11 protein-coding genes are annotated in these 12765 nt (G+C 65.8%); 7 read left to right on the top strand and 4 right to left on the bottom strand.

What is annotated here, in order from left to right; genetic code table 11:
- Positions 1-110: 110 nt before the first annotated feature.
- The gene (gene dkgB, locus HWY37_RS22545; RefSeq protein WP_176089894.1) at positions 111-914 is read right to left on the bottom strand and encodes a 2,5-didehydrogluconate reductase DkgB; all 804 of its coding nucleotides are present in this window, start codon (positions 912-914) and stop codon (positions 111-113) included.
- Positions 915-1035: 121 nt separating this feature from the next.
- On the opposite strand from dkgB, the gene HWY37_RS22540 reads away from it, so the two are divergent.
- Positions 1036-1935: a LysR family transcriptional regulator gene (locus HWY37_RS22540; protein WP_175207851.1), complete on the top strand. Its 900-nt coding sequence runs from the start codon at positions 1036-1038 to the stop codon at positions 1933-1935.
- A 19-nt stretch (positions 1936-1954) separates the two neighbouring features.
- On the opposite strand, the gene lhpI is transcribed toward HWY37_RS22540, so the two are convergent.
- Entirely contained in the window at positions 1955-2899 is a 945-nt protein-coding gene (gene lhpI, locus HWY37_RS22535) for a bifunctional Delta(1)-pyrroline-2-carboxylate/Delta(1)-piperideine-2-carboxylate reductase (RefSeq protein WP_176089893.1), read from the bottom strand.
- 414 nt (positions 2900-3313) lie between these two features.
- Here lhpI and HWY37_RS22530 point away from each other — a divergent pair, with 414 nt between their 5' ends.
- The 5 genes from HWY37_RS22530 (at position 3314) to HWY37_RS22510 (ending at position 10077) form a co-directional block, all read left to right on the top strand.
- Positions 3314-4252, top strand: coding sequence for an ABC transporter permease (locus HWY37_RS22530; protein WP_176089892.1), 939 nt, complete (start codon positions 3314-3316; stop codon positions 4250-4252).
- Entirely contained in the window at positions 4249-5154 is a 906-nt protein-coding gene (locus tag HWY37_RS22525) for an ABC transporter permease (RefSeq protein WP_059376989.1), read from the top strand. Before HWY37_RS22530 ends, HWY37_RS22525 begins: the two co-directional genes overlap by 4 nt.
- A gap of 51 nt (positions 5155-5205) precedes the next feature.
- Positions 5206-6783 carry an ABC transporter substrate-binding protein gene (locus HWY37_RS22520; RefSeq protein WP_176089891.1) on the top strand — a complete coding sequence of 526 codons (1578 nt, stop codon included), beginning with the start codon at positions 5206-5208 and terminating at the stop codon, positions 6781-6783.
- A gap of 66 nt (positions 6784-6849) precedes the next feature.
- Complete coding sequence (locus tag HWY37_RS22515) at positions 6850-8304, top strand: amidohydrolase family protein (RefSeq protein ID WP_176089890.1); 1455 nt, start codon at positions 6850-6852, stop codon at positions 8302-8304.
- A gap of 12 nt (positions 8305-8316) precedes the next feature.
- Entirely contained in the window at positions 8317-10077 is a 1761-nt protein-coding gene (locus tag HWY37_RS22510) for an ABC transporter ATP-binding protein (protein WP_176089889.1), read from the top strand.
- A gap of 5 nt (positions 10078-10082) precedes the next feature.
- Here the strand turns inward: HWY37_RS22510 and HWY37_RS22505 are convergent, their stop codons facing one another.
- Positions 10083-10742: an aspartate/glutamate racemase family protein gene (locus HWY37_RS22505; protein ID WP_176089888.1), complete on the bottom strand. Its 660-nt coding sequence runs from the start codon at positions 10740-10742 to the stop codon at positions 10083-10085.
- Positions 10743-10817: 75 nt separating this feature from the next.
- Between HWY37_RS22505 and HWY37_RS22500 the strand changes: the two genes are divergently transcribed.
- Positions 10818-11774, top strand: a complete 957-nt coding sequence (locus tag HWY37_RS22500) for a LysR family transcriptional regulator (protein ID WP_175207858.1) — start codon at positions 10818-10820, stop codon at positions 11772-11774.
- Here HWY37_RS22500 and HWY37_RS22495 read toward each other — a convergent pair.
- Positions 11771-12703 carry an N-carbamoyl-D-amino-acid hydrolase gene (locus tag HWY37_RS22495; RefSeq protein WP_175207901.1) on the bottom strand — a complete coding sequence of 311 codons (933 nt, stop codon included), beginning with the start codon at positions 12701-12703 and terminating at the stop codon, positions 11771-11773. The two genes, HWY37_RS22500 and HWY37_RS22495, sit on opposite strands and share 4 nt — an antisense overlap.
- Between the last annotated feature and the right edge of the window lie 62 nt (positions 12704-12765).

Below are 12765 nucleotides of genomic sequence, written 5' to 3'. Positions count from 1 at the left end.
AAGACGACATGACGACAGTGATGATTGCGCCCGTAGCTGGGATATATAGGCGCGGCTAATCCTATCCGCTAGTTGAAGCTGCAATGGTGCAGTTTCACTATGCGCAGGTCTCAGTCCCAGGCCGCCGCCAAGCCTTCCGGACTGACTTCGCGGCCGTTGCGTTCCAGCGCGGCGATCTGGGCCATGTCTTCCTCCGTCAGGCGCAGTTCTTGCGCCAGCAGGTTGCTGGCCAGGTTTTCGCGCTTGGTCGACGACGGGATGACGGCGTAGCCCAGCTGCAAGGCCCAGGCCAGCGCGACCTGGGCTGGCGTGGCGTCGCGGCGCCGGGCGATCTGGCCGATGACCGGATCCTGCAGCACCTTGCCATAGGCCAGCGTCATGTACGAAGTGACCGGTATGCCCTGCTCCTGCAGAAAGGCGGCGAGCTTGCGGTTCTGCAGGTAGGGGCTGAGTTCGATCTGGTTGGTGGCGATCCGTTCCTTCCCCACCACGGCGATGGCGGCGCGGGTTTCCGCGATGGGGAAGTTGGAGATCCCGATCTGGCGCGTCAGGCCTTGCGCCTGGGCTTCGGCCAGGGCCGTCATGTATTCCTCGATGGCAACGCCGTTGCCGGGCGCGGGCCAATGGATCAGGGTCAGGTCCGCGTAGTCGCTGCGCAGCTTGGCCAGGCTGTCCTTCAGGCTGGGCACAAGCTTGTCGCGAGCGTAGTTGGCGACCCAGATCTTGGTGGTGACGAACAGTTCAGCGCGCGGCACGCCGGAGTCGGCGATGGCCTGGCCGACCTCGGCTTCGTTTTCGTAGATCTGCGCGGTGTCGATGGCGCGGTAGCCGAGATCGAGTGCGTTGCGCACGGAATCGATGACGGCGTGGCCTTGCAGGCGGAAGGTGCCGGCGCCGAAGGCGGGAATGCTCATGTGTAGCTCCTGGGTGGTTGCGGATTCGGGCGCAGGCGCCCGGGAATGCTCGCAGTGTGCCCGTCCGATACTTGCGGAAAAAGTCCGTTATGCACGAAAGACTTTTGATATAAATGCAAGAATGAAAACGACCCTCGACGAAATGCAGGTCTTTATCGCCATCGTGGACAGCGGCTCCATCACCGCCGCCGCGGATGCGCTGGGACAGACCGTTTCCGCCGCCAGCCGGACCATGAGCCGGCTGGAAGAGAAGCTGCAGACCACGCTGATGCGGCGGACCACCCGGCGGCTGGAATTGACCGAGGAGGGCCGCGCCTATCTGGAGCAGGCGCGCAGGATCGTGGCCGCGGTAGAGGAAAGCGAGGAACTGATGAGCCTGCGCCGCAACCAGCCGGCCGGGCTCTTGCGGGTGGACGCGGCCTCGCCCTTCATGCTGCATGTGATTGCGCCGCTGGTGCCAGGCTATTGCAAGCGCTATCCGCAGGTGGAACTGGAGCTCAACAGCAACGAAGGCAACATCGATCTGCTGGAGCGCCGCACCGACCTGGCCATCCGCATCGGGCGCCTGAAGGATTCATCGCTGCACGCGGTGCCGCTGGGCCATAGCCGCGTGCGCGTGCTGGCCAGTCCCGGCTATCTGGCCGCGCACGGCACGCCCAGGCGCGTGGCGGACCTGGCCTCGCATACCTTGCTGGGCTTCAGCCAGCTGGAAGCGCTGAACGAATGGCCGCTGCTGGCGGCCGACGGGCAGGCCCTGCATATCAAGCCGCGGGTGCGCGCCTTCAGCGGCGAAACCCTGCGGCAGCTGGCCTTGAACGACGGCGGCGTGGTCTGCCTGTCCGACTTCATGACGCGCGGCGACCGCGACAGCGGCGCCTTGCAGCAGCTGCTGGTGAAGCAGACGCAGGACGTGCGGCAACCGATCAACGCGGTGTACTACCGCAACACCGCGATCTCGTCGCGCATCAAGTCCTTCATCGATTACATGGTCCAGGCGCTGGGACCGCGCGGCTTCGAATAGTGCCGGGGGCGCCGCCGGTTCAGGCGCGTTCGCCGCTGACCGATTCGTACACCAGCGTCGCCAGCGTCAGGTCTTCCAGCGCGCTGCCCACGGCCTTGAACACGGTGATTTCCTGGTCGTCGCGGCGGCCTGGCAATTCGCCCGCGGCGAGCTGGTGCAGGTCGCCGCGGATGTCTTCGCGCTTGAGCGTGCCGGCTTCGAAGGCGGCCAGCAGGTCGCCGGACTTGGTGGCCGCTTCGCTGGTGTCCACATAGACCGAGGTGCCGTCGAAGCAGGCCGCGTCGGTTTCGCGCATTTCCGGCTTGAAGCTGCCGATCAGGTCCAGGTGCACGCCCGGGCGCAGCCAGGCGCCCTGGATCAGCGGCACGGTGGACAGGGTGGCGCAGCTGATGATGTCGGCCTGGCGCGCGGCGCTTTCCAGGTCGGCCGCGGCCTCGGCGTCGAAGCCCTGCGCGCGCAGTTGCTCGGCCAGCTTTTCGGCGCCGGCCGCACGCACGTTCCAGACCAGCACGCGCTGGATCGGGCGCACCGTGCGCATGGCCTGCGCCACCAGGCCGGCGATGCGTCCGGAGCCCACGATGAGCAGCGTGCTGGCGTCGGCGCGCGCCAGGTAGTCCGCGCCCAGCGCCGCCGCGCCCGCAGTGCGGTAGACGGTGACGATGTCGCCGTCGACCTGGGCGATGGGCACGCCGGTGGTGGCGCTGTACAGGTTGTAGGTGGCGTGCAGGCCCGGCAGGCCCAGGTGCGTGTTCTCGGGGAAGATGTTGATGATCTTCACGCCGAAATAGCCGCGGTCGCTCCAGGCCGGCATGATCAGCGAGGTGCCGTGCGCGCTGCCCGACTGGATCGCATGGACATGCCGCGGCGGCACGGTGGCGCTGCCGCGGAAAGCCTCGCGCAGGGCGGGAATGACGGCGTCGAAGGATAGGGCGTCGCGGGTTTGGTCGGTGTCGATGAAGCGCATGGGTAGGTGCCTGCGGCGGGGCGGTCTGTCGTAGGGAGCTGGGGCAGTCTAGCAGCGCCGCGTCCGTGGCGCGCCGCAAGGGCGGCGGCGGGCCCCGCCGCCGGCTATCAATCTTTGCGCAGGCGTCATAACACCCCGTTATCGGATGTCCGCGCGCCGTGCTTTTTCTATTCCATAAATTCCTTTTGAATCAATGATTTGATTGGAATTTACCGAGCCAACGCAAAATCCCTGCATAGTGGATTTCCCTGGGTCCACGGGGGCAAATCCCGCTGGCATGCTTCGACCACCGTTAGCGCCTGGGCGCGCAAAGAGAGGTCGTTTCATGTCGAGTTCAATTCATCCCGCCACAGGACGGCCCGTGCTGGCCCGGGCTGTCCGTGGGCAGATTTCCGCGGCCGGAGCGCGCGTCGCATGATCCGGCAACTCCTCAACCGCCTCACCATCTCGCTGCCCGTCCTGCTGGGCGTGGTGGTGGTGTGCTTCGTCCTTCTGCAAGTGGCGCCGGCGGATCCCGCCGCCGTCATCGCCGGGCCTACCGCAACCGCGGAAGAGCTGGCGCAGGTACGCCAGGAACTGGGCCTGGATAAGCCGATGGCCTACCAATTGTCCATGTACATGTGGCGCCTGCTGCATCTGGACCTGGGGCGGTCGATGATTTCCAACGTGCCGGTGATCGACGAGATCGGCGCCACGATAGGCGCGACGGCGGAGCTGATGCTGGCCAGCGTGGTCTGGTCGGTCCCGCTGGCCATCCTGCTGGGCACGCTGGCCGCCTACCGGCGTGGCAAGCTTGTCGACCGGTTCGTGATGACGCTGTCGGTCGTCGGCGTGTCGCTGCCGGTGTTCTGGGTCGGATTGCTGCTGGTGCAGCATGTGGGGGGCGCGGGCCTGCTGCCTTATATCGGCCGCAATGGCCCTTTGTGGACGCTGGCCGGGCTGCAGTCCATCGCCCTGCCCGCCCTGACCCTGGGTTCGGTGCTGATCGGGCCGGTGGCGCGCATCACCCGCACCGCCGTGATCGAGACGCTTAGCGGTGACTATGTGCGCACGGCCCGGGCCAAGGGCGCGGGGGAACGCCGGGTCGTGCTGCGCCACGCGCTGCGCAACGCGCTGCTGCCTATCGTCACGCTGGTAGGCCTGCAAGTCGGCAACCTGCTGGGCGGCGCCGTGGTGACCGAACAGATCTATTCCTGGCCAGGCGTCGGCCGCATGGCCGTGGGAGCGATCTTTGCCGGCGATTTCCCGCTGGCCCAGGGCGCAATCCTGGTGACGGCGCTGGGCTTCATCCTCATCAACCTGATCGTGGATCTGCTCTACGGCTACCTGGATCCGCGAGGACAAAAATCATGAGCGCAGGCGCGACTTCTTCGTTGGGCGGCGTGCCGCCTCAGGCCATGGCCGCGCCGCTGGCGCGCCTTGCGTCGCGCTTGCGCCGCGACCCCATCCTGCTGCTGTCGCTGCTGGCGGTGATCGCGATTGTGCTGACGGCGGTGTTCGCGCCCTGGCTGGCGCCGCACGACCCCTATTCCACCAACATGTCCATCGCCCGCAAGGCGCCGGGCTGGACCTCGCCCGAGGGCGTGGCCTATTTGCTGGGCACCGACGTGCAGGGCCGGGACATCCTGTCGCGCATCATCTACGGCATACGCGCCACGCTGATGCTGAGCGTGCTGGCGGTCATCGGCGGGTCGGGAATCGGTGCGGCGCTCGGCATCCTGGCGGCCTATTACCGTCCGTTGGAAGGCGTGATCATGCGCGTGGTGGACGTGCTGCTTTCGTTTCCCGCGATCCTGTTCGGGCTCAGCCTGTCGGCGCTGATGGGGCCAGGAACGCTGAGCATGGTGCTTGCCCTGGGCATATCCGCCATCCCTGGCATGGCGCGCATCGCCCGCGGTTCGGCCATGGTGGTGATGAAACAGGAATACATGGAAGCCGGCCACGCGATGGGCTTCGGCAACTTCTACCTGATCACGCGCTACCTGCTGCCGAATTGCTCGTCGATGCTGATGATCTACGCCACCTTGCAGCTAGGCCACACCATCCTGCTGGGATCGGTGCTGTCGTTCCTGGGCCTGGGGCCGCAGCCGCCTTTCGCCGAACTGGGCAGCATGGCCGCAGACGGACGCAAGTTCCTGCAGGTGTTCCCGCATATATCCACCATTCCGACGATGACGATCTTCTTCATCGTGCTGGCCTTCAACCTGCTGGGCGACAGCCTGCGCGATGCGCTCGATCCCAAGCTGCGGTTCTGAACCGCGGCGCGCTTGACCACACATCAGACCAACTTCGGGGAAACCACAACCATGACGATCACCAAGGGCCTGGCCCTCGCGCCGCTGGCATTTACCTTTCTGCTTTCCATGCAGACGCCCGCGCTGGCGCAGTCCGACAAAACCGTCCTGATTCTGCGCGAGCTGGATACCGACAAATACGACCCGCACCGCACCACCGCGCGCGGTGCGGCCGAGGTGCTGTTCATGGCTGCCGACACGATGGTGGGCCTGGACTACGACATGAAGACGCCGGTGCCGGCGCTGGCCAAGAGCTGGACCGTATCGCCCGACGGCCTGACCTATACCTTCAGCCTGCGCGACAACGTGACGTTCTGCAGCGGCAAGAAGATGACGGCCAAGGACGTGGTGGCGAGCTACGAGCGCTGGTTGAATCCGGAAACCAAGGGACTGGAGCGCTGGCGCGCGGGCCCGGTGGACAGCATCACGGCGCCCGACGACTACACCGTGGTCTACAAGCTGAAGAAGCCCTACAACGAGCTGCTGCAGCAGATGGCGCACTACATGCATTCCGTCATCAATATCGATCAGGTCAAGGCCCTGGGCCAGGACTATGGCGTGAAGGCCTTCGATGGCACCGGCCCCTACTGCTTCCAGAGTTGGACGCCGCGCAACGAGGTCGTGCTGACCAGGCATGCCGGATACGACTGGGGGCCAACGATCTACAAGGATCCCAAGCCCAAGGTCGACCGCATCGTGTGGAAAATTGTGCCGGAGGAAAGCACCCGCCTGACGGCGCTGCAAAGCGGCCAGGCGGACCTGTCGCGCTACCTGCCGCAGTGGTCGATCAAGGAACTCAAGGCCGACAAGCGTCTCTTCGTGAGCAAGGCGGACCCTTTCTATTGGACCTTCTTCCTGGGCTTCAAGATCGACAAGCCCATGCTGACGGACGTGAACGTGCGCCGCGCGATCAACCTGTCCATTAACCGCCAAGCCTTGACCGAGGCCATTACCTTCGGCGAAGCAACACCGGCCACCAGCATGCTGGCCACCAAGACGCCGGCGGGCAAGAACGAGGCCTACCGCTACGACCCGGCCGCCGCCAACAAGCTGCTGGACGACGCCGGCTGGAAGATGCAGTCCGATGGCTACCGCTACAAGGATGGCCAGAAGCTCTCGCTGCTGCATTACGGGATCACGGGCTACTGGAAGGACATCATGGAAGCCGTGCAAGGCGACATGAAGAAAGTCGGCGTGGACCTGCGCGTGCAGCTGTTCGATTCGACCTCGGCCTGGGGCAAGCTGGCCACGCAGGAGTTCGACGAGTTCAGCATGAGCTTCGGCTACATGAGCACGGGCGAGGCGCTCAACAGCTATTTCCTGTCAGCCAGCATCCCGACGCCGAACCGCATGAACTGGAAGGATGCCGACACCGACAAGTGGCTGGAGGAAGGCGGCCAGGCGCTGGACCCGAAGGAAGGCGACGCGATCCTGTCCAAGGCGCTGACCAAGATCTCGGACGGGGTCGCCTGGATTCCGCTGTACCACGACTCGCTCTACCTGGTGGGCGGACCGCGCATGAAGCCGATGCAGGCGCACGGCATTTTCGGCGCGGCGGCCTACAAGGGCCTGGACATCGCCTTCAAGTAAGCGCGATGGCGGCGCGGCCGGTCCGCGCCGCCGTTTCATCATTCATCACGTCGCTGAGAGCCTTCCGTGAGCGCAAGCAATCAATCCCGTATCACTCATTTCAAGAACCTGTCCACGCTGGTGGCGTGGGATGCCGAACTGGGCTCGCACGTCTATATCGAGAACGCCGATCTGGTGATGCGCGGCAACACCATCGTGCACGCCGGCTCCGGCTACGCGGGCCCGGCCGATGAGGTGGTGTCCGGCAGCGGCCTGATGGCGATGCCGGGGCTGGTCAACGTACACACCCATCCCTCCTCCGAGCCGGGCAACCGCGGCCTGCTGGAAGAACTGGGCAGCGATAAGCTGGGCCAAAGCTCGCTGTACGAATACATGCCTGTGTTCCGCATGGGCATAGAGACCGCGCCGTATGCCAATCAGGTGGCGGTGTCGGAGATGTTGCTGAGCGGAGTGACAACCTTCGTCGACATGTCCCTGCCGCGTCCGGGCTGGGCCGACGTGGTGGCGGCCACAGGCATCCGCGGCGTACTGGGGCCCATGTTCCGGTCCGCCGCGTGGCGCACCACGGACGGCCATTCGGTCGAATACACCTGGGACGAGGACGCGGCGGAAAAATCCTTCGAGGCGGCGCTGGACGTGGCGGACAGCGCCATCAATCATCCCAGCGGACGCCTGAGCGCCATGCTGTGCCCCTCGCAAGTCGATACCTGCTCGCCCGGCCTGCTGAAGCAGGCGCAGCAAGCCGCCCGCCGCCTGGGCGTGCCGATGCAGATACACGCCGCGCAGAGCGTGGTGGAATTTTCGGAGATGACGCGCCGCCATGGCCGCACGCCCATCGAATGGCTGGACGACCAGGGCCTGCTGAACAGCGACCTGATCATCGGACACGGCATTTTTCTGAACGATCACCGCACGCTCTATTGGCCCCATGCCTACGACTTCGGCCTGTTGCAGCGTTCCGGCGCCCACGTGGCGCATTGTCCGACCGTATTCGTGCGCCGCGGCATTGCGCTGAGTTTCCTGGGCCGCTACCTGCGCGCCGGCATCAACGTGGGCATCGGCACCGATACCTTTCCGCACAACATGCTGGATGAGATGCGGCTGGCCTGCTATGTGGCGCGGCTGCAGGCGGGAAACTTCCGCGCCGCGTCTACGCAAGAAGTTTTCAACGCTGCCACGGTCAATGGCGCCAGGATGCTGGGGCGCGACGATATCGGCCGGCTGGCCGTGGGCGCCAAGGCGGACTTTTCCCTGGTCGACCTGTCGCACCCGTACATGCGCCCGGGCCGCGAGCCGCTGCGCAGCCTGATCTACTCGGCCGGGGACCGGGCCATACGCGATGTCTACGTCGATGGCGCACAGCTGGTGCGCAATAGCAAGCTCTTGACGATAGATATCGAAAACGCGATGCAGCAGGTGGAGCGCGCCCAGGCGCAGACGATCGCGACCGTGGCGCAGCGTGACTATGCCGGCCGCAGCATCGACGATATGTCGCCGCGCGTTTTCCCCAGCCGCGCTTAACGGAGAGCCTGGATGAGCGAGACACTACTGGCGGTAGAAGGCCTGAGCGTGGAGTTCGGCCCGCGCGGCCAGCCCTACCGCGCCGTGAAATCGCTGGATTTCACCATAGGCCGCGGCGAGACCGTGGCCCTGGTCGGCGAATCCGGTTCGGGAAAATCGGTCACGGCGCTGTCCATCCTGCGCCTCATCGAGCGCGCTGGCGGCCGCATCGCGGCGGGGGTGGCCCGCTTCATGCCGCGCGACGGGCGCGAAGTCGACCTGTTCAAACTGGAAGAGTCGGCCTTGCGGCGGGTACGCGGCAACGAGATATCGATGGTGTTCCAGGAGCCCATGACGTCATTGAACCCGGTGATGACGGTGGCCGATCAGCTGGCCGAGGTGTATCTGCTGCATCAGGACATCTCCCGCGCGCAGGCGTGGAAGCAGGCCGAAGCCATGCTGGCCGCGGTCAAAATGTCCGAACCCGAGCGCCGCATGACCCAGTATCCGGGCGATCTGTCCGGCGGCATGCGCCAGCGCGTGATGATCGCCATGGCGCTGGCCTGCCGGCCGCAGCTGCTGATCGCGGACGAGCCGACGACTGCGCTGGACGTGACGGTGCAGGCCGAGATCATCGACCTGATCCGCGACTTGCAGCGCGAGGTGGGCATGGCGGTGCTCTTCATCACCCACGACATGGGCGTGGTGGCGGAGATCGCCGATCGCGTGGTGGTCATGCGGCACGGCGACAAGATCGAGGAAAACGAGACCGCCGCGCTGTTCGGCGCGCCGAGCCAGTCTTACACCCGGGACCTGCTGGCGTCCGTGCCCAAGCTGGGCGATGGTTCTCCCGGCGAAGCCGCGCTGCAGGGCCGTCCCGTCGTGCTGGAGGTCGCGGGCCTGGCGAAGCGCTTCCCGGTGAAGGCGGGGGCGTTTGGCAAGGTGGTGGCGAACGTGCACGCGGTGGAAGGCGTGTCGTTTGCGCTGCGGGCCGGCGAGACGCTGGCGCTGGTGGGCGAATCCGGTTCCGGAAAATCGACCACCGGCCGCCTGCTGATGAAGCTGGTACAGCCCACCGAGGGGGCGATCCGGCTGGCCGGCCAGGACGTGACCCACATGAAGCCGGACCAGATGCGCGAGATGCGGCGGCATATCCAGATGATCTTCCAGGATCCATACGCCTCCCTGAACCCGCGTCTGCATGCCTGGGATCTGGTCAGCGAACCCCTCAAAGTGCATGGCGAGCTCAGCCGCGAGCAGCGCCGCGAACGCGCCGCGCAGCTGCTGGAGCGGGTCAACCTGCCGCGGGAATTCCTCGACCGTTACGCGCATCAGTTTTCGGGCGGCCAGCGCCAGCGCCTGTGCATTGCGCGCGCCTTGAGCGTGAACCCGAAGGTCATCGTGGCCGATGAGCCGGTGTCGGCGCTGGACGTGTCGGTGCAGGCGCGCGTGATCGAGCTGATGAAGGAACTGCAGGCGGAGATGGACCTGTCCTACCTTTTCATCTCGCACGACATGGCGGTGGTGGAGAAAGTCAGCCACCGCGTGGCGGTCATGTATCTGGGACAGATCGTGGAGATCGGTCCCACGCAGGAAGTGCTGCATCGTCCCCGGCACCCGTACACGCAACGCTTGCTGTCGGCGGTGCCGATTCCCGATCCTGCCCGCCGCCACCAGCGCGCGGCGAGCACCGCGCGCGATATTCCCAGCCCCATCCGCAAGGTCGGCGACAACCCGCAGGTCGGTGAGCTGGTGCAGGTGGCCGCGGGGCACTACGTGCAGCTGGCGGCCTAGGAAACTCAGGCGCGGCTGAAAAGCCGCCCTGCCGCCATGGCGACGGCGGCCTGCGTGGGTTCCACCACGGGCAGGCCGCAAGCCTCTTCCAATCTGTCGCGCAGGTCGGCCATGCCGGCGCATCCCATGATCAGGACGTCGGCGCCGTGGTCGTCGCGCAGCGTCCGGCCCACCGCCGTCATGCGCTCGAAGACCCTTTCCGGATCTGCCAGGTCGCTGACTTTCATGTCCAGCGCCAGTTCGCCGCAGATGCGGTCGGCGACGCCCATCGCGCGGAAGTAGCGCAGGTGCCGCGCAACGGCGGCGCTGGCGATGGCGATCACGCCGATGCGCGTAGCCATGCTCATCGCCGTCAGCACGGAACACTCTCCGATGCCCAGCACGGGGACCGCGACCAGGTCCCGCAATCCGTGCAGACCGGGATCGCTGAAGCAGGCCACGATGAAGGCGTCGGTGGCGGCGGCCTCCTGCTGGAACAGCTGCGCCATCGGCGCGATGCTGGCGTCGGCCTCTGCCTGGGTCTGGATGCCGGCGGGGCCGCCGGCCGAGGTCAGAAAGCGGAACTCCAGCGGCAGGCCCTGGAACGGCGCCGTCGCGCGTGCGATGGCCTCCGTGACCTTGACCAGGGAGTTCGGGTTTACGAGGGTGATGCGGGCGTTGGACACGATTGAGTAGAATCCCTGCGAAAGAGGCGGAGAGGCGCGGCGCGCGCGGTTCAGGTCTGGAGGAAATAAAGCAGCATGTCGGAATTACCTGGAAAGGTCCGGTCCGGGCCGTTGAACCTGCGGCAGATCGAGGTATTCCACGCCATCATGATCACGGGCTCGCTCAGTGCGGCGGGCCGGCTGCTGCACGTGACGCAACCCGCCATCAGCCGGGTGCTGGCATCGATAGAGCTGCGTCTGGGCTATGCCTTGTTCGAGCGGTTCAAGGGGCGCCTGCATCCCACCAAGGAGGCGCGCAGGCTGTTCCAGGAAGTTGAATCGATTCAGGCCGGGGTCAGCCGCCTGAACGACATGGCCGCCGGCATGGCGGGGCATGGCGCTGGGCTGGTCAGCGTGGTGTCGAGTCCCAGTTTCGGCGAATGGCTGATTCCGGCCGCCACCGCGAAATTCTGCGCGCGCAATCCGGGCGTGCGCATCCGCTACCGGCCGCTGGGCATGGACGCGCTGCTGCCTCAGCTGTTGCTGGGGCATGCGGATATCGCCATTTCCACCTTCAAGCCCGAGCATCCCAACCTGATCACCAGCGAACTGGCGCAAGGCGAGATCGTCTGCGTGCTGCCGGCCGGCCACCGGCTGGCCCGCGAAAGCGTCATCGAGCCGGCGATGCTGGCGGGCGAGATGCTGGTGGGCTATGGCCGCGACACGCCGCTGGGCGAGACCCTGCACGACTATCTGGGGCCGCTGGGCCAGGGATCCACGCCAGCCATCGAGGTGCGCTCGTCGCAGACCGCGTGCTCGTTCGTGCGCCAGGGCGTAGGCATCGCCCTGGTGGATTCGTATGGACTGACGGACGCGCTGATGCAGGGCATCGTGGTGCGCCGTATCGAACCCGCGATAGCGCTCTCGGTGCACGTATCTCATTCCCGGATCGAACCTCCGCCGTCCATCGCCAAGGCGTTTCTGGCCCAGTTTTCCCAGATCGTCAAAAAGGAACTGCCTGCGATGACGCAGGCCATCATCAACCGGGCCTAGACCACTTCCGGCACCGGCAGCGGGTCGCCGGCGCCCGTGCGTTCGATGATCAGCCGGTAGTGATGCGGGCTGCGATGCTTGGCGAAGTTGAAGACGTGATCGCGGAAGGTCTGGCCCATCGCCAGATCGATGTTTGCCGTGATCACTTCATCTTCTTCGCCGCTGGAACGCGCGACGATCTCGCCGGACGGCGCCACGATCATGGAGCTGCCTATCATGTGGTGACCGTCTTCATGGCCGCACTTGGCGGCGGCGCCGACCCAGACCGCGTTCTGGTAGGCGCTGGCCTGCAGCACGATCTCATGCGTGGTGGTGCGCAGGTGCGCGGGTTCGTTCCAATGGATGTTCAGCGATGGCGTGTTGTAGCCCAGCACGATGAGCTCGGCGCTTTGCAGCGACATGACGCGATAGGTTTCGGGCCAGCGGCGGTCGTTGCACAGGCACATGCCGATTTTCACGTCATTGGTTTCCCAGACGCCGAAACCCAGGTCGCCGACTTCGAAGAACTTCTTTTCCAGGTGCTGGAACGGCGCGCCGATCTTGTGGTCGGAGTGGCCCGGCAGGTGGATCTTGCGGTACTTGCCGATGATCCGGGCGCCGCGGTCCACCAGGATGGCGGTGTTGAACTGGCGGCCCTCGGGCGTCAGCTCGGCATAGCCGAGGTAAAAGCCGATGCCGAGTTCGCGCGCGGTGTCGAACAGCGGCTGCACGTCGGCGTTGGGCATGCTCTTCTCGAAGTACCGCTCGACGGCCTCGGCATCGTCCATCCAGTAGCGCGGGAAGAACGTGGTCAGCGCCAGTTCGGGGAAGACGACGAACTCCGCCTTGCGGGCTGCGGCTTCTCGCATCATTTCGACCAGGCGGCGGACTACCGCCGCGCGGGAATCGGCAAGGTTGACTGCGCCCATCTGGGCGACCGCCAGGCCCATCTTGCGGGCGGGGGTTGCGTTGCTCACGATGTAAATCTCCAGGTGTTGCTTATCGTTGTGGA

The sequence above is a fragment of the Achromobacter anxifer genome (assembly GCF_903652925.1).
Taxonomy (GTDB): Bacteria; Pseudomonadota; Gammaproteobacteria; order Burkholderiales; family Burkholderiaceae_B; genus Achromobacter; species Achromobacter anxifer.
This window is presented reverse-complemented; position numbering and strand designations above follow the sequence as displayed.